Genomic DNA, 21,194 nt, shown 5'->3' with positions numbered 1-21,194 from the left:
CCTGATCAGGAAGCACGAAGCGTTTCCTCTTGTCAATAAATCAATCATGTTGATTAATACATGAGAGGAGGCCGTCCCCCATGCTGAACACCCCAAGACATTGGCTGGAACTCAGCCGGAACGAGCGGTCGATCCTGTCGCTGATCCGCAGGCGCGGCCCCCTGCCCCGCGCGGCCCTTGCGCAGGCCACCGGACTGTCGCCCCAGGCCATCACCAACCTAACAAGAAAACTGATCCAGAACGGGTTTCTGGATGCAGGTGCGGTGGTTCGCGGCAAGGTGGGCCAGCCCACGACACCCCTGTCCCTGGCCCCCGAGGGCGCGCTGTTCCTGGGGCTGAAGCTGGGCCGCAGGCTGGTCGAACTGGCCTTGGTGGACTTCGCCGGAACGGTAAAGATCCATCGGCAAGAGATATACACCCATCCGACCCCGGAACGGATCGTGACGTTCGCGCGCCACGGGATCGCGACGATCCTGGCCTCGTTGCCCAATCCCCTCCGAATCGCCGGGCTGGGCGTCGCGACACCGTTCCGGCTGTGGGACTGGGGCGCGGGGATGGCGGACTGGCACGGCTTCGACCTGTCGGCCCGGCTGGCCGAAGACCTGCCCTTCCCGGTATTCCTGGAAAACGACGCCAGCACCGCCTGCGCGGCGGAGCTGATCTTCGGCCGGACAGCCCTGCCCGCCGATTTCGCGCATCTCTATATCGCGCATTTCGCGGGCGGCGGCGTGGTGCTGGACGGGCGGCTGCGGGTCGGGCCGCGCCGCAACGCCGGGGCCTTGGGGTCGATGCCGATCCCCGGCGGGCGGCAGCTGCTGGATGTGGCCTCGGTCTCGACACTGGAATCGCGGCTGGGACGGTCCCTGCCGCCCGACGATTCCGGTTGGCTGGTGCCGCCGGACATCGAAGCCGCCTGGATCGCCGAATCGGCCGAGGCGCTGGCCTTCGCGGCGCTGTCGGCCACCGCGCTGCTGGACATTCCGGTGGTGGTGATCGATGGCGCGGTGCCGCCCGCCACCCGCCGCGCCCTGGCCGATGCCACGCGCGCCGCCCTGGAACGTCTGCCCGCCGCGGGCATCGACCGGCCCCGGATCGTCGAGGGCAGCCTGGCCCGCAGCGCCCGGATCCTGGGCGCCGCCGCCCTGCCGCTGGCGCATTTCTTCGAACCGGACGGCGCGCTGGCTTGACAGCGGCGCGTCCGCCCTTATAAGCGCCGCTTCCATTGGTGTTGGTGGACCCCGCAAGGGGAAGCCTGTCGGGCCTTTCGGCCAAAGGACAACGCCCTTCGACAACGCAAAGAAGGAGATCAGCGGTGACCAAACGCACCTCTGCCAAGTACAAGATCGACCGCCGCATGGGCGAAAACATCTGGGGCCGCGCCAAGTCCCCGGTCAACCGTCGCGAATACGGCCCCGGCCAGCACGGCCAGCGCCGCAAGAACAAGCTGTCGGACTTCGGCACGCAGCTGCGCGCCAAGCAGAAGCTCAAGGGCTATTACGGCGACCTGACCGAAAAGCAGTTCCGCCGCATCTATGCCGAAGCCGAGCGCGTCAAGGGCGACACCGGCGAAAACCTGATCGGCCTGCTGGAGCGCCGGCTGGATGCCGTGGTCTATCGTGCGAAATTCGTGCCGACCATCTTCGCCGCCCGTCAGTTCGTGAACCACGGCCATATCGAGGTGAACGGTAAGCGCGTCAACATCGCCTCGTACCGCGTCAAGGAAGGCGACGTGATCTCGATCCGCGAACGGTCGCGCCAGCTGGCCATCGTGCTGGAGGCCGTCGGCCTGGCTGAACGCGACGTGCCCGACTATCTGGAGGTCGACCACAACAAGATGACCGCGACCTTCGTGCGCACCCCCGCCCTGGGCGACGTGCCCTATGCCGTGGTGATGGAACCGAACCTGGTCGTCGAATACTACGCCAAGAACTGATCCCTCGGTTCCGGCAAAGCATCGGGCCGCATCCTTCGGGGTGCGGCCTTTTTCGTTGCCGCCGATCTTTCTTGCCGTTTCATCATGCACTAAAGGGGCTGCGAGAGGATCCCGACATGACGCAAATCACCCCCCAGCCCGGCATCATGGACATCGCGCTCTACGTCAGCGGCGAAAGCAGGCTGCCGGGGCGCAGCGATGTGCTGAAGCTGTCGTCGAACGAAAACCCGCTGGGTTCCAGCGACAAGGCGCGCGCGGCCTATGTGGCGGCGGCGGGGGATCTGCACCGTTATCCGAACACCGACCATGCCCCCCTGCGCCGTGCCATCGGCGAGGTCCACGGGCTGGATCCCGACCGGATCATCTGCGGCGTCGGCTCGGACGAGGTGCTGCAATTCGTGGTCCAGGCCTTTGCCGGGACAGGGGACGAGGTCATTACCACCGAACATGGCTTTTCCATGTATCCGATCCTGGCGCGGATGGTCGGCGCGGTTCCGGTGACGGTTCCCGAAGCCGACCGCCGCATCGACGTGGACGCGATCCTGGCCGCCGTGACCGACCGGACGCGGATCGTCTTCATCGCCAATCCGGCCAACCCGACCGGCACGATGCTGACCCCGGACGAGGTGCAGCGGCTGGCGGGCGGGCTGCCGTCCAGCGTGCTGCTGGTCCATGACGGCGCCTATACCGAATTCGCGGCGGGCGCCGATGGCGGCGCGGGACTGGTGGACCGGCATCCGAACGTCGTCATGACGCGCACGTTTTCCAAGATCCACGGGCTGGGCGGGTTACGGATCGGCTGGGGCTATGCGGCCCGCGACATCATCGACGTGCTGAACCGCATCCGCCAGCCCTTCAACCTGTCCAACGCCCAGATGGCCGCGGCCGAGGCCGCCGTCCGCGACACCGCCTTCCGCGACCGTTGCGCGGATCTGAACGCCCGGATGCGCGACCGGATGCGCAATTCGCTGATCCAGATGGGCATCGGCTGCGATGAAAGTTTCGCCAATTTCGTGCTGGCCCGCTTTGCCGACCCGGCCGAGGCCGAGGCCGCCGATGCCGCCCTGCGCGACGACGGCATCCTGGTCCGCCGCGTCGCGGGCTATGGCCTGCCCGCCGCGCTGCGCATCACGGTGGGCGACGAACAGGGTGTGACGCGCGTGCTGGAAACGCTGGGCCGCTTCATGGCGGATCGGAGGGGCGCATGAGCGCGATCTATGACCGCGTGGCGCTGATCGGCCTGGGCCTCATCGCCGGGTCCATGGCCCATGCCATCCGCGAGGGCGGCCTTGCGCGCGAAGTCGTCGGCTATGCCCGCAGCGCCGAAACGCGAGAGACCGCGCGCGAGATCAACCTCTGCGACCGCATCGTCGACAGCGCGGCCGAGGCGGTGGCGGATGCCGATCTGGTGGTGCTGGCGGTTCCCGTGGGGGCGATGGCCGCAGTCGCGGCGGACATCGCGCCGCATCTGAAGCCGGGCGCAACCGTGACGGATGTGGGTTCGGTCAAGCAGTCGGTGATCGACGCCGTGGCGCCCCATATTCCGCAAGGCATCCATTTCGTGCCGGGCCATCCGCTGGCGGGGACCGAACATTCCGGCCCGCGCGCGGGCTTTGCCAGCCTGTTCCGCAACCGCTGGTGGCTTCTGACCCCGCTGCCCGACACCGATCCCGCCGCCGTCGACCGCCTCACCGACCTGGTTCGCGCCATGGGCGCCAAGACCGACCGGATGGAGCCTGCGCATCACGACCTGGTGCTGGCCGTCACCAGCCACGCCCCGCATCTGATCGCCTTCACCATGGTGGGGGTCGCCGACCATCTGCGCCGCGTCACGGACGAGGAAGTGGTGCAGTATTCCGCCGCCGGTTTCCGCGACTTCACCCGCATCGCCGCCAGCGACCCGACCATGTGGCGCGACGTGTTCCTGCACAACAAGGACGCCACGCTGGACATCCTGGGCCGCTTCACCGAGGAACTGTTCGTGCTGCAACGCGCCATCCGCATGGGCGACGGCCAGCAGTTGTTCGACTATTTCACCCGCACCCGCGCGATCCGGCGCGGCATCATCGAGGCAGGCCAGGACACCGCCGCCCCGGATTTCGGGCGCATCGCCCCGGCTGGCTGAGGCTTTCATCCCGGACCGTGCTGCCCTAGCTTGAGCGGACATGGACGGGTTGGGACGGATGCGACGGATTGATTGGGTCTTCGGTTACGGTTCGCTGATCTGGGATCCGGGTTTTTCCCCGGTCGAGACCGCGCGCGCCTGGGTGACGGGCTATGCCCGCAGCTTCTGCCTGCGCTCGGTCCAGCATCGCGGCACGCAGGCGCGGCCTGGGTTGGTGCTGGGCCTGGACGAACAGCCGGACGCGGAGTGCGGCGGCGTGGCGCTGCGGATCGCGGATCACGACCATGACGAGGTGCTGGCCTATCTGCGCGCCCGCGAACTGGTGACGGAAGCCTATCAGGAAACGATCCTGCCCCTGCGGCTGGAAGACGGCCGCCAGGTCGAGGCCCTGGCCTATGTGATGCGGCGCGATCATGTCCAATATGCGGGCGGGCTGGCCCTGACCGAACAGGCGCGGATCATCGCCCAGGCCCATGGCGCGCGCGGCCCGAATGCGGATTACCTGTTCAACACCGCCGCCCATCTGGCGCAGATCGGCCTGGGCGACTCGGTGCTGGACGACCTGTCCGCCCAGGTGCGCAAGCTGCTGGAAACGGGCGCAAACCCCCGCGACTGACTTTCGGATCGCTTGGCAAGCGCCGGGCTGCATCCTACAGTCGGGTCCAAGGACAGTCCTGCCAGGGAAGGCGATCAGTTGAGCGAACCAACCAGCAGCCAACAGCCCGATGCCCCCGTGCTGGGCCGCCGCGCAGGCGCCGCGCATCGCCGGATCACCGCGACCCGTTCGTCCGACACAGGCCCTGCCAATCCCCGCTTTTCGCAGCCCGTCCGCCAGATCGTCTTGATGGTGACGGTGCTGATCCTGGTCCTGGCGGGCGGTTGGGTCGCCTATGGGCGGATCCTGCCGATCTTCCAGGCGAACCTGTGGCTGAACGGCGTGATCCTGGCGGTCTTCGCCCTGGGCATCATGGCCTGCTTCTGGCAGGTGGGCCAGTTGATCCGGTCGGTCAGCTGGATCGAACGCTTTGCCCATCGCCGCCGCAACGCGGTGGAAAAGGGCATCGCCGCGCGGGGCGAGGCTGACGCGGGCGACCAGCCCCCGCGCCTGCTGGCGCCGCTGGCGGCGCTGCTGGGCACGCGCGGACCCGTGGGGGGCACGATCTCGACCGGCGCCGCGACCTCGATCCTGGATTCCGTCGCAACCCGCATCGACGAATTGCGCGACATCACAAGATACCTGTCCAACCTACTGATCTTCCTGGGTCTTCTTGGAACCTTCTATGGTCTTGCGACGACCATTCCCGCGGTGGTCGACACGATCCGCAACCTGGCCCCGCAGCAGGGCGAAAGCGGCATCCAGGTGTTCGACAAGCTGATGAGCGGGCTTGAAGCCCAGCTTGGCGGCATGGCCACGGCCTTTTCGTCCTCGCTTCTGGGTCTTGCCGGGTCGCTGGTCGTGGGCCTGCTGGAACTGTTCGCGACGCATGGCCAGAACCGCTTCTACCGCGAGCTTGAGGAATGGATGTCGGGCTTCACCCGCGTCAGCCTGGCCGGAGCGGATGGCGAGGGCGTGGACCAAGCCGCCCTGGCGGGATTTCTGGAACAGATGGCGGGCCAGATGGACCGGCTGCAACAGATCCAGGCCGGACGCGACCTGCAACGCGACGAGGCCGCCGCGATGGCCGACGAACGCGTCGTGGTGATGGCCCAGGCGATCGAGGCCCTGGTCCAGCGCAGCGAAACCGACCATCGGGAATCGCAGTCCCGTGTCGCAGCCCTGACCGAAACCCTGTCGCGGCTGGCCCAGGGTCAGGATCGGCTGGTCGATCTGGCCCGCGCCCAGGCCGAGCGTCCGGCGCCCACCCCGCCCGACATGACGGGGATCGAGACCGCGTTGAACCGGCTGGCATCGGATCTTGCCGAAGGGCGGGACGAGATGGTGGCCGAATTGCGGTCCGACATCCTGGTCCTGACCCGCGCGGTGCGCGCGGCGCGGTTCAACGATCCGTTCCGGGACGATCTGCTGCGCGATCCCCTGGTCTCTCGGGATAGGGGCTAGAGGATGGCCCTGCGCCGCGCCGCCTCGGGGCATCGCTTCTCGGCCAATATCTGGCCGGGTTTCGTGGATGCCTTGGCGACCCTGCTGATGGTGCTGGTCTTCGTGCTGACGATCTTCACCGTGATGCAGTCGGTGCTGCGCGACCAGATCACCGACCAGGACGACACCATCGGCGAACAGGATCAGGTCATCTCCAGCCAGGAACGGGTGATTTCCGGCCAGGAGCGCCGGCTGGAACAGCTGGGCCGGCAGGTCGCGGCCCTGGGCCAGGCCCTGACCGTGTCCGAGGATCGCGAAGCCGCCCTGCAAGGCCAGCTTGCCGACGCCCAGGCGCAGGCCCGCGACCGCGCCGCGCGGATCACCCGGCTGTCGGCGCAACTGGAAGGAAGCCGGGGGGAACTGGCAGAGGCCCGGTCGCGCCTGACCGACTTCGAAGCCGAGGTGGCCGCCCTGATGGCCGCGCGCGCCGCCGACCGGGAACAGGCCGACGCCCGGCAGCAGCAGATGCAGGCGCAGCTGACCCAGCAGGAAAACCGCGCCAATGCCGCCGAACTGGCGGTGGCCGCCGCGCGCCGGGAAATCGACGCGCAGGCCGAACAGGCCCGTCTTGCCGCCGCGCGGCGAGAGGCGCTTGAGGCGCTGACCGCCGACCTGCGCCAACGCAATCAGCAGGCAGCCGCGCGGGCCGACGCCCTGCAAGCCGACCTGACCGAGGCCGAGGCCGCCCGCCTGACCGAAGCCGAGGCGGCGCGGGCCTTGCGCGAGCGCCTGCAAAGCGCCGATGCCGAATTGACGGCCATGACCCTGTCGCTGGAAGAAAGCCGCAAGCGCGCCGAAGAGACCCTGACCCTGCTGGCCGCGGCCGAGGCCGCGCGGGACCAGGCCACGGCCCAGGCCGAACGCACGGTGACCGAGGCCGAACGCCAGGCCGGTCTGCTGGCGGCGGCGCAGGCGGCCCTGGCCGAGCAGCAGGGCCTGGCCGAGGACGGGCAGCGCCGGGTGGCGCTGCTGAACGAACAGGTCGCCTCGCTGAATGCGCAGTTGGGGTCGTTGCAGGCGCTTCTGGACGCGGCGGGCGACGAACAGCAGCAGGCCGAGGTTCGGGTCGAGGATCTCGGTCGCCAGTTGAACGCCGCGCTGCTGCGCGCGGCCGAGGAAAAGGACCGCCGCCTGGCGCTGGAAGAACAGGCCCGCCAGCGGGCCGAGGACGAGGTGCGCGACCTGGCCCGCTATCGCTCGGAATTCTTTGGCCGGCTGTCGCAGATCCTGTCGGGCCGCGAAGGCGTCCAGGTCGTGGGCGACCGCTTCGTCTTTCAGTCCGAGGTTCTGTTCGCTCCGGGCGAGGCGACGCTGTCCGAGGCGGGCCGGGGCCAGGTGGCCCGCGTCGCCCGGATGCTGTCCGAGATTTCCGGCGACATCCCGCCCGAGATCGACTGGATCATCCGCGTGGACGGCCATACCGACAGCACACGGCTGTCAGGAACGGGCCGCTATCGCGACAACTGGGAACTCAGCCAGGCCCGCGCCTTGGCGGTCGTGCGTTACATGATCGACGACCTGGGCTTTCCGTCGAACCGGCTGGCCGCGACCGGCTTTGCCGATACGCGGCCGGTAGCCCAAGGCGATTCGCCTGATGCCCTGGCCGCGAATCGCCGCATCGAACTGAAGCTGACGGAACGCTGAAATCAGCGCTGATCGGCCTGACGCCCATCGGGCACGCCCGCCAGCCGCTTCAGATGCGCCTCGATTTCCGAATTCACCTCGGCCCCCACCAGCACGACGGTCGAGGCGAACCACAGCCACATCATCAGCGCGATCACCGCACCCAGAGAGCCGTAAGTTTCGTTGTAGTTGGCGAAGTTGGCCGCATACCAGCTGAACAGGATCGAGGTCAGCACCAGCCCCACCGCCGCGATCACCGCGCCGGGCGAAATCCACCGCCACCGCGAATCGGGCGCGTCCGGCCCCCACCGATACAGCGCCGCCAGCGCCAGGATCAGCACGGCGAACATGATCGGCCAGCGGATCAGTCCCACCAGAACGCTGGTCGAGGGCGTCATGGGCAGCATCTGCAACAGGATCGGGATCACCGCGATGACGCCCAGCATCAGGATGATCAGCACCAGCCCGCCCAGCGTGAAGGCCATGGACACCAGGTTCAGCTTGACGAAGCCCCGCGTCTCGGTCTGGAAGAACGCGACGTTCAGCGCCGACAGCAGCGCCTTCATCCCGCCATTGGCGGAATAGAACGCCACCAGAAGCCCGACGATCCCCGCCAGCGACAGGGCCGTTCCGGGCGACGAGGTGATCGCCTGGACCTGGTCGCGAATGATGCCAAGCGCCCCCTGCGGCAGGAAGCTTTCCAGCATGTCCAGATGACCCGCAATCGTGGCGGGATCGGCCACAAGCCCATAAATCGACACAAAGGCGGTCAATGCCGGAAACAGGGACAGAAGGCCGAAAAAGGTGATGCCCCCGGCTACGGCCGTCACCCGGTCGGCGCCGATCTGCGTCAAGGTGGCCTTTGCGATGGCCCAGATGTCGGCCATGCCCAAGTCGCGCAACCCGACATCGCGCTTTGGCGTGTCGGCGAGGCGTGTCTTTGGCACGGCAGAGCCATTCCCAGCCTTCATGCCGAACCGCCGGCGCGTCCGGTCGTCCAGATCGCCGAACAAAGCGTCGAGAACGCCGGGCGTACCGCTTTTCATCGCTGCCTCCGCCTTACAGCCGATGGGTGTGGTCGTCGTCATGAGGACGGCGCGGTTCCTGGGGATTGTCGCCGCGCAGGGCAGAGCGCAGTTGGTCGGCCGCCCCGGCGAATTCCTGGACGATCCCGGTTGCCTGCCCCGCGACCCCACGGAACGATTCGACCGCCACCGCCATGGATTTCGCGACGCCTTCCAGACCCTGAGACAGCCGGGTCGAGGTCTCGATCAGGCTTTCCGCGAAGTTTTCCTTTTTGCGACGAGGGGCAGCAGGCGCGGGGCGACGACGCGCGGCCTCGGCCCGCAGGCGGGCGACCTCTTGCCGGTCATCTCGGTCCTGGTCGCGGACACGACGGCGCATCGCCTCGCGTTCCTCCTCGTCCAGCCGGGCAAAGCGCGGCGCCGCGTGGTCGCGGCGGGCGTGATGGGGCGGGCGCGGCCCCTCGTTATCCGAGATGGCCTCGGCGATCTTGCGGATGGCGAAGATGGCCGCCGCCGTTCCGCCCGCGACGCCAAGCGCCACCCCGCCCCACAATGCGATCTTGGCGCCGGTCGACGGGGCCGGATAGGACGAACGCCCGTCCGGCGACACACGGCCGGACGGGATCACCCGGCGGGACTGCGAGGCATGGTGGCCGGCGGGAACGGGGCGCGGGCCGAAACGGGTCTGGCTGGTGCGGTCGGCCTCGGTCATGGGACGGTCGTCCTGGTTGAAGTCGTCTGGGGTGGGGGTCATTTCTGCTCTCCGGCATGATCGGATCGGTTCGTTTCCTCAACAGCTTGCGCGGCTGGAATGTTCCCGGAGACCGCACGGCGCAATCGAAAACTTGCCCCCGCGTCACGGCCCCGCTATGCCCGCCCCACCAGAACAAGAGGCCCGCCATGATCCCGCGCTATGCCCGCCCCGAAATGACCGCCATCTGGTCGCCCGAGACCCGATTCCGCATCTGGTTCGAGATCGAGGCTCATGCCTGCGACGCCCAGGCCGACCTGGGCGTGATCCCGCGCGAAAACGCCGAGGCCGTCTGGCGCGCCAAGGACGTCGAATTCGACGTGGCCCGCATCGACGAGATCGAGGCCGTCACCAAGCATGACGTGATCGCCTTCCTGACCCATCTGGCCGAACATGTCGGCGCCGACGAGGCGCGCTTCGTCCATCAGGGCATGACCAGCAGCGATGTGCTGGATACCACGCTGAACGTCCAGCTTGTCCGCGCCGCCGACATCCTGCTGGCCGATCTGGACCGCGTGCTGGCGGCGTTGAAGCGCCGGGCCTATGAACACAAGGACACGGTGCGCATCGGCCGCAGCCACGGCATCCACGCCGAACCGACCACCATGGGCCTGACCTTCGCGCGCTTTTACGCCGAAATGGACCGTAACCGGAACCGCTTGGAAAAAGCCCGGTGGGAGGTCGCGACCGGCGCGATTTCCGGCGCGGTCGGCACCTTCGCCAATATCGACCCGGCGGTCGAGGAACATGTCTGCGCGAAACTCGGCCTGCGCCCCGAGCCGATTTCGACGCAGGTGATCCCGCGCGACCGCCACGCGATGTTCTTCGCCACGCTGGGCGTGATCGCCTCCAGCATCGAAAACATCGCCATCGAGATCCGCCACATGCAGCGAACCGAGGTTCTGGAGGCCGAGGAATTCTTCAGCCCCGGCCAGAAGGGATCGTCGGCGATGCCCCACAAGCGCAACCCGGTCCTGACCGAGAACCTGACCGGCCTTGCCCGGCTGGTGCGCATGGCCGTCGTTCCGGCGATGGAGAACGTGGCGCTGTGGCACGAACGCGACATCAGCCATTCCTCGGTCGAACGCGGCATCGCGCCGGATGCGACGATCACGCTGGATTTCGCGTTGAACCGGCTGGCGGGGGTGATCGACAAGCTGGTGGTCTATCCCGACAACATGCTGAAGAACATGAACAAGTTCAAAGGTCTGGTGATGTCGCAGCGGGTCTTGCTGGCGCTGACCCAGGCGGGCGTCTCGCGCGAGGACAGTTATCGCCTGGTGCAAAGAAACGCCATGAAGGTTTGGGAACAGGGCGCTGATTTCAAAACGGAATTGCTGGCCGATCCCGAAGTGACTGCGGCCCTGACCCCGGCCCAGATCGAGGAGAAGTTCGACCTGGGCTATCATACCAAGCATGTCGACACGATCTTCCGGCGCGTGTTCGAAGACGGCCAGAAATAGCCCGCGCGTAAACCGGATGTTAGGGAAGCCCTGCCAGATTGGCCGCAAGGACGGTCGATCAGGTGGGGCCATGACGATGCAAACGGGACTGAATCAGCGGCAAAAGGCGGCGGTGATCGTGCGGCTGCTGCTGGATGACGAATCGGCATCGGGCCTTTCGCGGCTGGACAGCGAAAGCCAGACCCTGCTGGCCGAGGAAATGGCGGGCATGGAACTGATCGACCGCCAAACCCGCGACGCCATCATCACCGAATTCTGCGACAGCCTGGAAGCGGTCGGCGTGACCTTTCCGGGCGATCTGGACGGAACCCTGGCGATGCTGGGCGCGCAACTGTCCGAAGACAGCACCGACCGGCTGCGCCGCCGCGCGGCGGTATCCGGGCGGGGCGATCCCTGGCCCCGCATCGCCGCCCTGCCCGCCCCGGCCCTCGCATCGCTTGCCAAGACCGAGGCGGTCGAGATGGTGGCCCTGATGCTGTCGAAGCTGCCGGTGGAGCGCGCGTCCGAACTGTTCGTCGGCCTGCCCCGCGAACGGGCGCGGGCCGTGGCGCAGGCCATGTCCATGACGGCGGGCGTCACGCCCGAATCGCTGCACCGGGTCGGCCTGATCCTGCTTCAGGCGGCCGAGGCTTTGCCCCGGCCCGCGATTGCGACCCCCGCGACGGACCGGATGGGCGCGATCCTGAACTTTGCCACCGCCGACCTGCGTGACGATGTGCTGAACAGCCTCGACAGCCACGACGCCGATTTCGCCGGCAACGTGCGCAAGGCGATCTTCATCTTCGCGCATATTCCCGCGCGCGTCCTGCCCCGCGACATCCCTCGCGTCGTCCGCGAGGTCGAGCAGCCGGTCCTGGTCCGCGCCCTGTCCGCCAGCGGCGAGGCCGAGGCCGCAGCGGCCGAATTCATCCTGTCGAACCTTTCGCAGCGCATGTCCGACGGCCTGCGTGAGGAACGCAACGAACTGGGCAAGGTCCGCGCCTCCGAGATCGAGGAAGCGATGACCGAGGTCGTCAGCGCCATCCGCCGCCTTGAGGAAGCCGGAGAAATCACCCTGGTCCTGCCGCAGGACGAGGATGACTGAACCGGCTTCCGTTGTCGGTGAGAATGGTGTGAGCCTGATAGGGCACGGCTTCGAGCATAGGCTGAAGGAATTCCCAGGCTGTCTTTCGGCCTTGTCGACGAGTCGGGTCACGGCGAACTTGCTCGTCCGGTCGATGCCAACGAACAGGTAGAGCCTTCCCTCAGCGGTTTGCACCTCGGCGATGTTGATGTGGAAGAACCCTATAGGATAGCTTTTGAACTTCGACCGCTTCGGCTTGTCGCCCTCCACATCAGGCAAGCGCGAGATGCCATGTCGTTGCGGGCACCGATGCAGTGCCGATCGCGTCAGGTAAGGGATAGATGGCTGCAGGGTATAAAGGCAGTCATCCAATGGCAGAAGCGTATCGCGCCGGAATGCCACGGCCATCGCCTCTTCGGCTTCAGTGAGGACGGTGGACCTGGCGACCAAAGGGGGCGTCTGATCGGTCGGACTAAGGGCGGCATGAACACCAAGTTGCACGCCGTCACCGACGCCGATGGTCGCCCGATCCGGTTCTTCATGACTGCTGGCCAAGTCAGTGACTACACCGGCGCGGCGGCGCTGCTGAGCAGCTTGCCAAAGGCAGATTGGCTGCTCGCTGACCGGGGATATGACGCCGACTGGTTCAGAGAAGCATTGAAAGACAAGGGGATAAAGCCCTGCATTCCGGGCCGGAAGTCGCGCGGCAAGCCCATCAAGTACGACAAGCGCCGCTACAAACGCCGCAACCGGATCGAAATCATGTTCGGACGTCTGAAGGACTGGCGCAGGGTCGCAACCCGCTACGATAGATGCCCGAAAGTCTTCCTCTCCGCCGTCGCCCTCGCCGCAACAGTCATGTTCTGGTTATGATCCGAGAACGAGTCCTGACCCTAAAAACCTCAATTGGATGATCTGGCATCCCGTTACGCTGAAAGTGCCGGATTATCTCATCCTGCGCCGCTTCAATCTCGGCAGCCGAAGGGTAAGCTGCCCGCGTGGCGTCGTCAGCTTGCAGCATAGCCAGATAGTGCGACCAGACCGCATGACCATAGTCCTGCGTCGTGATCGGGCTGCGCAGATCGTCCAGCCGCTTGCCTGCCGCTGTGGCCTCTGCGGCTGCGATATAGCGTTGCAAGGTTGCCACGGCAGCGGGCAGCGATTTCATGGCCGCGCGCCGTTCACTACCCAACGGCACCACCAATTCCGACTTACCGATGACCGGGCGAAGCTGCGACGGCACCGCGACACGGGCATAGAATCGCCCGCCCTTGACCTTCAAATTCTTGACCTGACCAGCCACCCCACAACCTCATTCTGGCACCAACGCTGGCACCAAAAGAGGCACTAACCCCAAGAAAGCAAGGGTTTTCTTACATATCAATAGGATATGATGGTGCTGCGAGAGAGGATTGAACTCTCGACCTCACCCTTACCAAGGGTGTGCTCTACCACTGAGCTACCGCAGCGCCGTGAAGGGGCGTTTAGACAAAGCGGATGCGTGACGCAAGGGGGGATCGGCGGAAAAATCGGGCGGCCCGTCGGTGCGGGCTTTGCTGGACTGTTGGCGCGACGGGCGGTAACAGGTTTCGGATGAAGGACCGCCCGGACGACAAGAAGAAACAGGACAGCCGCGAGGATCGGCTGCGCGCCGCCCTGCGGGCCAACCTGCAACGGCGCAAGGCGCAGGCGCGTGCGCGCGCGGCGCAGGACGACACCGGGCGGCAGGACAGCGACACAGGCAAGGACGGCGCTTAGATGGACCAGATCATCGTTCGCGGGAACGGCCCGCTTTCGGGGGAAATCCCCATCGCGGGCGCCAAGAACGCCTGCCTGACGCTGATGCCCGCCACGCTGCTGACCGACCAGCCGCTGACGCTGACCAATGCGCCGCGCCTGTCGGACATCCGCACCATGACCGCCCTGCTGCAAAGCCTGGGGGCCGAGATCGCCAGCCTCCAGGACGGCCAGGTTCTGGCGCTGTCCAGCCATGCCCTGACCAGCCACCGCGCGGATTACGACATCGTGCGCAAGATGCGCGCCTCGATCCTGGTGCTGGGGCCGATGCTGGCGCGGGACGGCCGGGCCGAAGTCTCGCTGCCCGGCGGCTGCGCCATCGGCGCGCGGCCGGTGGACCTGCACCTGAAGGCGTTCGAGGCAATGGGCGCGGAACTGGATCTGCGCGACGGCTATGTCCATGCCAAGGCGCCCTCGGGCGGGCTGCGGGGCGCGATCGTGGATTTCCCCCTGGTCTCGGTCGGCGCGACGGAAAACGCGCTGATGGCCGCGACCCTGGTGCGCGGCACCACGGTCCTGAACAACGCCGCGCGCGAGCCCGAGATCGTCGATCTGGCCCGCTGCCTGCGCGCCATGGGCGCCCAGATCGAGGGCGAGGGCACGGGCACCATCACCATCCAGGGCGTCGACGCCCTGCACGGCGCGACCCATCCCGTCGTCACCGACCGGATCGAGCTGGGCACCTATATGCTGGCGCCCGCCCTCTGCGGCGGCGAAGTCGAGTGCCTGGGGGGGCGGATCGAGCTTTTGTCGGCCTTTTGCGACAAGCTGGACGAGGCGGGGATCAGCGTCACCGAAACGGCGCGCGGGCTGAAGGTCAGCCGCCGCAACGGCATCCGCGCCGTCAATGTCACGACCGAGCCGTTCCCCGGCTTCCCGACCGACCTGCAAGCCCAGTTCATGGCCCTGATGTGCGTGGCCGAAGGCACCAGCGTGCTGGAGGAGACGATCTTCGAGAACCGCTTCATGCACGCGCCGGAACTGACCCGGATGGGCGCCCGGATCGAGGTTCACGGCGGCCATGCCACCGTCACCGGCGTCGAACGGCTGCGCGGCGCTCCGGTCATGGCGACCGATCTGCGCGCGTCCGTCAGCCTGATCCTGGCGGGCCTTGCGGCCGAAGGCCAGACCACCGTCAGCCGCGTCTATCACCTGGATCGCGGCTATGAGCATGTGGTCCGCAAGCTGCGCGGCGTCGGCGCCCATATCGAACGCGTGAAAGAGGAGTAAGCCATGCCCGCCGATTCCCGGATTGCCGACGCCCGGTTCGCCGATGCCGATCCCGCGCCCTTGGCGCTCATGGCCGAGGATGAACAGGATCTGCGCATCCTGTCGGCGCTGTTGCAGGACGCGGTGCTGCCGGCCGCGGAAATGTCCTATGACCGGAGGGGGAGGTCGCTGGCGCTGCTGCTGAACAGGTTCCGCTGGGAAGACGCGGATCAGGCGGCCGCCGAGGGCCGCGATTACGAACGGGTGCGGTCGGTCCTGCTGATCCGCGACGTGCAGCGCGTGCTGTCGGACGGGATCAGCCGCGACGGCGACACGGTCCTGGAACTGCTGGCGATGGTCTGGCAGCCGGGCCAGGACGGGACCGGGCGGCTGCTGCTGGAATTCGCGGGCGACGGCACCCTGGCGACCGAGGTGGAATGCATCAATGTCGAACTGCGCGACGTGACCCGCCCCTATCGCGCGGTCTCGGGCAAGGCGCCGGTCCATCCTGACTGAACGGGCAGGCGCGGCCCGCTTGAAGGCGGGCGCGACTTGCGGCTAACAAGACGTGATTGCAGGGGACAGATCATGCCGGTCACGTTGAACACATCCGACGCCGATTTCGAATCGCGCTTTGGCGACATGCTGTCGGCCAAGCGCGAGGATTCGACCGATGTGAACGACGCCGTGGCCGCGATCATCGGGGATGTGCGGCGACGCGGAGACGCGGCCCTGTGCGACCTGACCCGCCGCTTCGACCGGCTGGACCTGACCCCCGACCGGCTGCGCTTCTCGCCCGAGGAGATCGCGGCCGAGATCCACCGCGTCGCCCCCGAGGATCGCGCCGCCCTGACCCTGGCCGCCGAACGCATCCGCGCCTATCACGCCCGGCAGATGCCCGAGGATGCAAGCTGGACCGATCCCGAAGGCGCGACCCTGGGCTGGCGCTGGACGCCGGTATCGGCTGCGGGCCTCTATGTGCCGGGCGGACAGGCGGCCTATCCGTCGTCGGTGCTGATGAACGCCATCCCGGCGCGAGTGGCCGGTGTGGAACGTCTGGTCATCTGCGTGCCAACCCCCGACGGCCATATCAACCCGCTGGTCCTGCTGGCCGCGCAGTTGTCCGGCGTGGCCGAGATCTATCGCATCGGCGGCGCGCAGGCGATTGCCGCGCTTGCCTATGGCACGGACAGCATCGCGCCGGTGGACAAGATCACCGGCCCCGGCAACGCCTATGTCGCGGCGGCCAAGCGGCAGGTCTTCGGCCGCGTGGGCATCGATATGATCGCCGGCCCGTCCGAGGTTCTGGTGATCGCCGAAGGCGACCAGCACCCCGACTGGCTGGCGCTCGACCTGCTGGCCCAGGCCGAACATGATGCCGACGCGCAATCGATCCTGATCACCACCGATCCCGCCCTGGGCCATGCGGTCGCGGGCGCGGTGGACCGGATCCTGCCCACCCTGCCCCGCGCCCGGATCGCCGGGGCAAGCTGGCGCGATTACGGCACCATCATCATCGTGCGCGACCTGGACGAGGCCGCCGCCCTGTCGAATCGCATCGCTCCCGAACATCTGGAACTGTGCGTGGACGATCCCGAAGGGCTGGCCGCGAAATGCGTTCATGCGGGCGCGATCTTCCTGGGGCCGCACACGCCCGAGGCGGTGGGCGATTACATCAGCGGCCCGAACCACGTCCTGCCCACCGCAAGATCGGCCCGGTTTTCATCGGGGCTGTCGGTGATGGATTTCCTGAAGCGCACGACGATGGCGCGGCTGACGCCCGGCGCGCTGAACGCGGTCGGCCACGCGGCCATGCGGCTGGCTGCCGCCGAGGGCTTGCAGGCCCATGGCGAATCCATCCGTGTGCGCCTGGAACGGCTGAACGAAAGGGCGCCCGAATGACCCGGATCATCCATATTCAGATCGACGATTCCCAGGCCCCCCCCGCCACCCCGGAAATGGAGCAGGAGCGCCGCGTCGCCATCTTCGACCTGATCGAGGACAACAGCTTCGCCGTTCCCGGCCGCGACGGCCAGCCCGCGCCGCAAGGCCCGTTCCGGGTGGATCTGTGCATCCGCGAACGCCGCCTGGTCTTCGACGTGACGGCCGAACAGGGCGACAAGGTGGCCGAATTCCACCTGTCGCTTGGCCCGTTCCGCCAGGTGGTCAAGGATTACTTCCAGATCTGCCAAAGCTATTTCGACGCGGTGAAGCGTCTGCCCCCTGCCCAGATCGAGGCGATCGACATGGCCCGGCGCGGCATCCACAACGAAGGCGCGCGCACCTTGCAGGAACGGCTGGAGGGCAAGGCCGAACTGGACATCGACACCGCCCGGCGGCTGTTCACCCTGATCTGCGCCCTGGTGCCGCAAGGCTGACGATGGCGCGGAACACGATCCCAGCGTCGGTCCTGTTCTGTTGCGACCATAATTCCATTCGCTCGCCCATTGCCGAAGGAATGATGAAAAAGTTCTATGGCCGCGCAGCCTATGTCCAGTCGGCGGGCGTCAAGAACGACATGGAGGTGGACGGCTTCGCCATCGCCGTCTGCGACGAGATCGGCGTCAGGATCGAAAACCACCGCAGCCGCTCGTTTGACGAAATGAAGGACTGGGGCGACGACCTGGGCGGGTTCGACCTGATCGTGGCGCTGTCGCCCGCCAGCCAGCGTCAGGCCCTGGAACTGACCCGCGTCTTCCACCTGGACGTGGAATACTGGCCGATCATGGACCCGACCGGCCTGGCCGAGGGGCGCGAGGCCAAGCTGGCCGCCTATCGCCAGACCCGCGACCAGATCCAGGCGCGGATGGTGGAACGCTTCGGCCCGCCGATCCTGACCGACGACCCGGCGTCCTGACGGCGGCGGGGCAGGAAAAAACCGCGCCGTCCCGGCAGGGGCGGCGCGGCAGTGTGGCAATCGCGATGGGGTAGGATCAGCGACGCCAATTGGCAGGCACGTCCCAGATAGGGCGGGCGATCTCGGCAGCGACCTGATCGTGGGTCAGCCCGACGTCGCGCATCCGATCGTCGCTGAGATGGGCGAGATCCAGGCGCGACCGACGCAGGGCCAGCATGGTCATGATACGCTTGCCCAGTGACGGGCGCGGTGAAAGGCCGTGCCCGGCAACAAGGGGAAGCGAAGCGGCTGTCTTGATGGACATCGTTCGTCTCCGGTGATGGATTGCATCAACGGATGTGATGCAATAGTACCTTTGAATTTCCGTGATTGATCAATAGCGCGCTCTTTCGTATCTTTGAAACGAATGTTTTTGATCGCTTGCATCAGGGAAATCGAACGATGCGCAATCTCGATATCGCCACGCTGCGCTCGCTCCAGGCGGTGGCCGAATACGGCGCCGTCACGCGGGCGGCCGAATCGCTCAACATGACGCAAAGCGCATTGTCCATGCAGATCAAGCGCCTGGACGACCTGTTTGGCGAGGCGATGCTGCAAAAGCAGGGGCGCGGGGTGGTGCTGACCGATTTCGCCACGGAACTGCTGATCGAGGCGCGCAAGCTGGTGGCGCTGAACGACGCCATCCTGTCCCGCTTCACCGGCCAGCGGCCCGAGGCGCGGCTGCGGGTCGGGCTGACCAGCGACTGGCTGTTCACCAAGGTCGCCCAGGCCGTGCGCGCCTTCCGTCAGGCCAATCCGCGGATCGAGCTGATCATCAACGACGGCCGCAGCAAGGATCTGCGCCAGCAGATGAAGCGCGGCGAACATGACGTGATCCTGACCACGGAATTCGAGACCCCGCCCGGCGCGATCCACCTGTCCAAGGTCGATCTGGCCTGGTTCGGGGCGGTCGGCGGCACGGCCTGGACGCAGCGCCCCCTGCCCTTGGCGAATTCGCCGCATTGCGCATACTATCCGGTGGGACTGACGGCGCTGGACCGCGCGGGCATCGAATGGGTGCAGGCGGTGGCTGACGGCGGCAGCGACACCTGGCGGGTCAGCGCGGCGGCCGATCTGGGCATCACCATCCTGCCCCGCGGAATCGCCCAGGCGGGGCTGGAGCCGGTGGACCATGGAGGCGCCCTGCCGCCCCTGCCCCCGACATGGCTGAACGTCTATGTCGCCGACGGCCCGGCCCGGCGCGAAGCGGCCGAGTTCGCGGGCTATCTTCGACGCGCCGTCTGCGAAGTGGCCGCCATGGCGGCTTGACGGCTGATCGGGCGCCGGACGGGGGCAGGCCACTTGATCCCGCAGGCGAACTGGGACAGACAAGGCCCGGTTCGCACAAGGAATGGCCATGACCCGGATCGACGATACCTTTCAGCGGTTGCAAGCTCAGGGGCGCAAGGCCTTCGTGACCTATATCATGGCCTCGGACCCCGATCATGACACGACGTTGCAGATCATGCGCGGCCTGCCCGGCGCCGGGGTGGACATCATCGAACTGGGGATGCCCTTCACCGATCCGATGGCCGACGGCCCGACGATCCAGGCGGCAGGCCAGCGCGCCCTGGCCGCAGGCGGCAGCGTCACGCGGACGCTGGAAATCCTGCGCGAATTCCGCAAATCCGACGACACGACCCCGGTGGTGCTGATGGGGTATTACAACCCGATCTATGCCCGGCGCGGCGGCGTCGACGCCTTCCTGGCCGAGGCCAAGGAGGCGGGCGTCGACGGCCTGATCGTCGTCGACCTGCCGCCCGAGGAGGACGAGGAACTGTGCATCCCCGCCAACCGCGCCGGGCTGAACTTCATTCGCCTGGCCACGCCTACGACCGACGACCGCCGCCTGCCTGCGGTGGTCAGGAACACCTCGGGCTTCGTCTATTATGTCAGCGTCACGGGCATTACCGGCGGCCCCGCCGCCAATGCCGCCGAAGTCGCGCCCGAGGTCGCGCGGATCCGCGCCGCCGCGAACCTGCCGGTGGTCGTGGGCTTCGGCATCTCGACCGCTGAGGCCGCCGAACGGATCGCCGGCGTCGCCGATGGCTGCGTGGTCGGCAGCGCCATCGTCAAGAAGATCGGCGAAGGCCGCCCCGTGCCCGAGGTTCTGGATTTCGTGCGCGACCTGGCCGCCGGGGCGCATCGCGGCTGATGCGGATACCGGGCTTCGATCACATCGCCATCGCCGCCCGGTCGCTGGACGAAGGCGCGGCCTGGCTGGCCGACAGGCTGGGCGTGGCCCCGGAACCCGGAGGCAAGCATCCGCTGATGGGCACCCACAACATGCTGCTGTCGCTGGGATCGGGCGAATACCTGGAACTGATCGCGGTCGATCCCGAAGCGCCTGTCCCCGCCCGTCCCCGCTGGTTCGGGCTGGACGGCTTCGACGGCCCGCCGCGCCTGGCGGGCTGGGTCATGCGGCAATCCCCGTTGCAGCCGATCCCCGGCACGACGGTCAGCCAGGCCAGCCGGGGCGATCTTCGCTGGCAGATCACCCTGCCGAACGCGGGCCAGATGCCCCAGGACGGGGCGCAGCCCATGCGGATCGACTGGGGCGGCGGCGCCCATCCCTCTGACCGCCTGCCCGACCGGGGTCTTCGCCTGACCCGCCTGACGCTGCCGCTGGACCGGATGCCGCTGGACGATCCGCGCATCGTTCCGGGGGCGGCCTTCGCCGCCGTGATCGCCACCCCGGACGGCGAGGTCGCCTTGTGATCCGCCCGGCCCGGCCCGGCGACGTGCCGGCCATCGCCGCGATCTGGAACCCGATTGTCCGCGACACCGCCATTACCTTCTGGCCGACCGAGCGCAGCGAGTCCGAAATCTCCGCGCTGATCCGCAACCGTCAGGCGGCGGGCCACCCCTTCATCGTGGACGAGAACGCGGCGGGCGTGCGGGGCTTTGCGACCTATGGCCAGTTCCGCCACGGCGGCGGCTATGCACACAGCATGGAACACACGATCTATCTGGCGCCCGAGGCCCGTGGCGGCGGAATCGGCGGGCTGCTGCTTGCGGCGCTGGAAGAACACGCCCGCGCCGCCGGACACCGGCTTTTGATCGGCGGCATCACCGCATCCAACGAGGGATCGCTGCGGTTCCATGCGCGGGCGGGCTATGCCGAATGGGGCCGGATCCCCTGCGCCGGGTGGAAATTCGGCACATTTCACGACCTGGTGCTGATGGGCAAGGATCTGGCGCGCTAGGACGG

At 67.4% G+C, this 21,194-nt stretch carries 23 protein-coding genes, 1 tRNA gene and 2 pseudogenes; 20 read left to right on the top strand and 6 right to left on the bottom strand.

Annotated elements, in window-relative coordinates; all coding sequences use genetic code 11:
- Nucleotides 1–80: 80 nt before the first annotated feature.
- From PARHAE_RS12865 to PARHAE_RS12835, 7 genes are all read left to right on the top strand, one after another.
- Nucleotides 81–1,187: an ROK family transcriptional regulator gene (locus PARHAE_RS12865; RefSeq protein WP_126154997.1), complete on the top strand. Its 1,107-nt coding sequence runs from the start codon at nt 81–83 to the stop codon at nt 1,185–1,187.
- Between the two features lie 125 nt (nt 1,188–1,312).
- Complete coding sequence (rpsD, locus tag PARHAE_RS12860) at nt 1,313–1,933, top strand: 30S ribosomal protein S4 (protein WP_126154996.1); 621 nt, start codon at nt 1,313–1,315, stop codon at nt 1,931–1,933.
- 116 nt (nt 1,934–2,049) lie between these two features.
- Complete coding sequence (gene hisC, locus PARHAE_RS12855) at nt 2,050–3,141, top strand: histidinol-phosphate transaminase (RefSeq protein WP_126154995.1); 1,092 nt, start codon at nt 2,050–2,052, stop codon at nt 3,139–3,141.
- The gene (locus PARHAE_RS12850; RefSeq protein WP_126154994.1) at nt 3,138–4,058 is read left to right on the top strand and encodes a prephenate/arogenate dehydrogenase family protein; all 921 of its coding nucleotides are present in this window, start codon (nt 3,138–3,140) and stop codon (nt 4,056–4,058) included. The genes hisC and PARHAE_RS12850 overlap by 4 nt, the downstream gene beginning before the upstream one ends.
- A 58-nt stretch (nt 4,059–4,116) precedes the next feature.
- On the top strand, nt 4,117–4,674 hold the full coding sequence (locus tag PARHAE_RS12845) for a gamma-glutamylcyclotransferase (protein WP_126154993.1): 558 nt from the start codon (nt 4,117–4,119) through the stop codon (nt 4,672–4,674).
- Nucleotides 4,675–4,752: 78 nt separating this feature from the next.
- Nucleotides 4,753–6,117, top strand: coding sequence for a hypothetical protein (locus tag PARHAE_RS12840; RefSeq protein ID WP_241232803.1), 1,365 nt, complete (start codon nt 4,753–4,755; stop codon nt 6,115–6,117).
- A gap of 3 nt (nt 6,118–6,120) precedes the next feature.
- Nucleotides 6,121–7,800 carry a peptidoglycan -binding protein gene (locus PARHAE_RS12835; protein ID WP_126154992.1) on the top strand — a complete coding sequence of 560 codons (1,680 nt, stop codon included), beginning with the start codon at nt 6,121–6,123 and terminating at the stop codon, nt 7,798–7,800.
- A gap of 2 nt (nt 7,801–7,802) precedes the next feature.
- On the opposite strand, the gene PARHAE_RS12830 is transcribed toward PARHAE_RS12835, so the two are convergent.
- The gene (locus PARHAE_RS12830; protein WP_164555242.1) at nt 7,803–8,825 is read right to left on the bottom strand and encodes a YihY/virulence factor BrkB family protein; all 1,023 of its coding nucleotides are present in this window, start codon (nt 8,823–8,825) and stop codon (nt 7,803–7,805) included.
- A 13-nt stretch (nt 8,826–8,838) separates the two neighbouring features.
- The gene (locus PARHAE_RS12825; RefSeq protein ID WP_126154990.1) at nt 8,839–9,558 is read right to left on the bottom strand and encodes a hypothetical protein; all 720 of its coding nucleotides are present in this window, start codon (nt 9,556–9,558) and stop codon (nt 8,839–8,841) included.
- A gap of 146 nt (nt 9,559–9,704) precedes the next feature.
- Here PARHAE_RS12825 and purB point away from each other — a divergent pair, with 146 nt between their 5' ends.
- A complete protein-coding gene (purB, locus tag PARHAE_RS12820; RefSeq protein WP_126154989.1) occupies nt 9,705–11,018 on the top strand; it encodes an adenylosuccinate lyase in 1,314 nt (437 codons plus the stop codon).
- 70 nt (nt 11,019–11,088) lie between these two features.
- Nucleotides 11,089–12,102 (top strand): FliG C-terminal domain-containing protein, encoded by a 1,014-nt coding sequence (locus PARHAE_RS12815; RefSeq protein ID WP_126154988.1) that lies wholly within the window; start codon nt 11,089–11,091, stop codon nt 12,100–12,102.
- On the opposite strand, the pseudogene PARHAE_RS21705 reads toward PARHAE_RS12815, so the two are convergent.
- Nucleotides 12,095–12,540 (bottom strand): annotated as a pseudogene (locus PARHAE_RS21705) (transposase family protein); the annotation flags it as partial. The gene PARHAE_RS12815 and the pseudogene PARHAE_RS21705 overlap by 8 nt on opposite strands.
- Here PARHAE_RS21705 and PARHAE_RS12805 point away from each other — a divergent pair.
- Nucleotides 12,532–12,954, top strand: a pseudogene (locus tag PARHAE_RS12805) (IS5 family transposase); the annotation flags it as partial. The pseudogenes PARHAE_RS21705 and PARHAE_RS12805 sit on opposite strands and share 9 nt — an antisense overlap.
- Here the strand turns inward: PARHAE_RS12805 and PARHAE_RS12800 are convergent.
- Nucleotides 12,938–13,384: a DUF6538 domain-containing protein gene (locus PARHAE_RS12800; RefSeq protein ID WP_126154987.1), complete on the bottom strand. Its 447-nt coding sequence runs from the start codon at nt 13,382–13,384 to the stop codon at nt 12,938–12,940. The pseudogene PARHAE_RS12805 and the gene PARHAE_RS12800 overlap by 17 nt on opposite strands.
- A 91-nt stretch (nt 13,385–13,475) precedes the next feature.
- A tRNA-Thr gene (locus PARHAE_RS12795) sits at nt 13,476–13,550 on the bottom strand.
- Between the two features lie 124 nt (nt 13,551–13,674).
- Between PARHAE_RS12795 and PARHAE_RS21125 the strand changes: the two genes are divergently transcribed.
- The 6 genes from PARHAE_RS21125 (at nt 13,675) to PARHAE_RS12770 (ending at nt 17,944) form a co-directional block, all read left to right on the top strand.
- Nucleotides 13,675–13,839: a hypothetical protein gene (locus tag PARHAE_RS21125; RefSeq protein WP_164555241.1), complete on the top strand. Its 165-nt coding sequence runs from the start codon at nt 13,675–13,677 to the stop codon at nt 13,837–13,839.
- Nucleotides 13,840–15,108, top strand: a complete 1,269-nt coding sequence (murA, locus tag PARHAE_RS12790) for a UDP-N-acetylglucosamine 1-carboxyvinyltransferase (protein ID WP_126154986.1) — start codon at nt 13,840–13,842, stop codon at nt 15,106–15,108.
- A gap of 3 nt (nt 15,109–15,111) precedes the next feature.
- Nucleotides 15,112–15,603: a DUF2948 family protein gene (locus PARHAE_RS12785; protein ID WP_241232802.1), complete on the top strand. Its 492-nt coding sequence runs from the start codon at nt 15,112–15,114 to the stop codon at nt 15,601–15,603.
- A gap of 72 nt (nt 15,604–15,675) precedes the next feature.
- Nucleotides 15,676–16,989: a histidinol dehydrogenase gene (hisD, locus tag PARHAE_RS12780; protein ID WP_126154985.1), complete on the top strand. Its 1,314-nt coding sequence runs from the start codon at nt 15,676–15,678 to the stop codon at nt 16,987–16,989.
- Nucleotides 16,986–17,465 carry a UPF0262 family protein gene (locus PARHAE_RS12775; protein ID WP_126154984.1) on the top strand — a complete coding sequence of 160 codons (480 nt, stop codon included), beginning with the start codon at nt 16,986–16,988 and terminating at the stop codon, nt 17,463–17,465. The genes hisD and PARHAE_RS12775 overlap by 4 nt, the downstream gene beginning before the upstream one ends.
- Before the next feature lie 2 nt (nt 17,466–17,467).
- Nucleotides 17,468–17,944: an arsenate-mycothiol transferase ArsC gene (locus tag PARHAE_RS12770; RefSeq protein ID WP_206436948.1), complete on the top strand. Its 477-nt coding sequence runs from the start codon at nt 17,468–17,470 to the stop codon at nt 17,942–17,944.
- A gap of 76 nt (nt 17,945–18,020) precedes the next feature.
- Here the strand turns inward: PARHAE_RS12770 and PARHAE_RS12765 are convergent, their stop codons facing one another.
- Nucleotides 18,021–18,248, bottom strand: coding sequence for a DUF1127 domain-containing protein (locus PARHAE_RS12765; protein WP_126154983.1), 228 nt, complete (start codon nt 18,246–18,248; stop codon nt 18,021–18,023).
- A gap of 137 nt (nt 18,249–18,385) precedes the next feature.
- On the opposite strand from PARHAE_RS12765, the gene PARHAE_RS12760 reads away from it, so the two are divergent.
- From PARHAE_RS12760 to PARHAE_RS12745, 4 genes are all read left to right on the top strand, one after another.
- Complete coding sequence (locus PARHAE_RS12760) at nt 18,386–19,252, top strand: LysR family transcriptional regulator (RefSeq protein ID WP_126154982.1); 867 nt, start codon at nt 18,386–18,388, stop codon at nt 19,250–19,252.
- Nucleotides 19,253–19,340: 88 nt separating this feature from the next.
- Nucleotides 19,341–20,138: a tryptophan synthase subunit alpha gene (gene trpA, locus PARHAE_RS12755; RefSeq protein WP_126154981.1), complete on the top strand. Its 798-nt coding sequence runs from the start codon at nt 19,341–19,343 to the stop codon at nt 20,136–20,138.
- On the top strand, nt 20,138–20,701 hold the full coding sequence (locus PARHAE_RS12750; RefSeq protein WP_126154980.1) for a VOC family protein: 564 nt from the start codon (nt 20,138–20,140) through the stop codon (nt 20,699–20,701). Before trpA ends, PARHAE_RS12750 begins: the two co-directional genes overlap by 1 nt.
- Nucleotides 20,698–21,189 carry a GNAT family N-acetyltransferase gene (locus tag PARHAE_RS12745; protein ID WP_126154979.1) on the top strand — a complete coding sequence of 164 codons (492 nt, stop codon included), beginning with the start codon at nt 20,698–20,700 and terminating at the stop codon, nt 21,187–21,189. The genes PARHAE_RS12750 and PARHAE_RS12745 overlap by 4 nt, the downstream gene beginning before the upstream one ends.
- The last annotated feature ends 5 nt before the right edge of the window (nt 21,190–21,194 follow it).

The organism is Paracoccus haematequi (assembly GCF_900631945.1).
Lineage (GTDB): Bacteria > Pseudomonadota > Alphaproteobacteria > Rhodobacterales > Rhodobacteraceae > Paracoccus > Paracoccus haematequi_A.
The sequence above is the reverse complement of the archived record's forward strand: the minus strand, read 5'-3'. Positions and strand labels throughout refer to the sequence as shown.

What these genes read in the sequence shown, in the direction of transcription:
- PARHAE_RS12865 (WP_126154997.1), top strand. Translation starts at nt 81, where the DNA reads ATGCTGAACACCCCAAGACATTGGCTGGAACTCAGCCGGAACGAGCGG.
- hisC (WP_126154995.1), top strand. Translation starts at nt 2,050, where the DNA reads ATGACGCAAATCACCCCCCAGCCCGGCATCATGGACATCGCGCTCTAC.
- PARHAE_RS12850 (WP_126154994.1), top strand. Translation starts at nt 3,138, where the DNA reads ATGAGCGCGATCTATGACCGCGTGGCGCTGATCGGCCTGGGCCTCATC.
- PARHAE_RS12845 (WP_126154993.1), top strand. Translation starts at nt 4,117, where the DNA reads ATGCGACGGATTGATTGGGTCTTCGGTTACGGTTCGCTGATCTGGGAT.
- PARHAE_RS12835 (WP_126154992.1), top strand. Translation starts at nt 6,121, where the DNA reads ATGGCCCTGCGCCGCGCCGCCTCGGGGCATCGCTTCTCGGCCAATATC.
- PARHAE_RS12830 (WP_164555242.1), bottom strand. Translation starts at nt 8,825, where the DNA reads ATGAAAAGCGGTACGCCCGGCGTTCTCGACGCTTTGTTCGGCGATCTG.
- PARHAE_RS12825 (WP_126154990.1), bottom strand. Translation starts at nt 9,558, where the DNA reads ATGACCCCCACCCCAGACGACTTCAACCAGGACGACCGTCCCATGACC.
- purB (WP_126154989.1), top strand. Translation starts at nt 9,705, where the DNA reads ATGATCCCGCGCTATGCCCGCCCCGAAATGACCGCCATCTGGTCGCCC.
- PARHAE_RS12815 (WP_126154988.1), top strand. Translation starts at nt 11,089, where the DNA reads ATGACGATGCAAACGGGACTGAATCAGCGGCAAAAGGCGGCGGTGATC.
- PARHAE_RS21125 (WP_164555241.1), top strand. Translation starts at nt 13,675, where the DNA reads ATGAAGGACCGCCCGGACGACAAGAAGAAACAGGACAGCCGCGAGGAT.
- murA (WP_126154986.1), top strand. Translation starts at nt 13,840, where the DNA reads ATGGACCAGATCATCGTTCGCGGGAACGGCCCGCTTTCGGGGGAAATC.
- PARHAE_RS12785 (WP_241232802.1), top strand. Translation starts at nt 15,112, where the DNA reads ATGCCCGCCGATTCCCGGATTGCCGACGCCCGGTTCGCCGATGCCGAT.
- hisD (WP_126154985.1), top strand. Translation starts at nt 15,676, where the DNA reads ATGCCGGTCACGTTGAACACATCCGACGCCGATTTCGAATCGCGCTTT.
- PARHAE_RS12775 (WP_126154984.1), top strand. Translation starts at nt 16,986, where the DNA reads ATGACCCGGATCATCCATATTCAGATCGACGATTCCCAGGCCCCCCCC.
- PARHAE_RS12770 (WP_206436948.1), top strand. Translation starts at nt 17,468, where the DNA reads ATGGCGCGGAACACGATCCCAGCGTCGGTCCTGTTCTGTTGCGACCAT.
- PARHAE_RS12765 (WP_126154983.1), bottom strand. Translation starts at nt 18,248, where the DNA reads ATGTCCATCAAGACAGCCGCTTCGCTTCCCCTTGTTGCCGGGCACGGC.
- PARHAE_RS12760 (WP_126154982.1), top strand. Translation starts at nt 18,386, where the DNA reads ATGCGCAATCTCGATATCGCCACGCTGCGCTCGCTCCAGGCGGTGGCC.
- trpA (WP_126154981.1), top strand. Translation starts at nt 19,341, where the DNA reads ATGACCCGGATCGACGATACCTTTCAGCGGTTGCAAGCTCAGGGGCGC.
- PARHAE_RS12750 (WP_126154980.1), top strand. Translation starts at nt 20,138, where the DNA reads ATGCGGATACCGGGCTTCGATCACATCGCCATCGCCGCCCGGTCGCTG.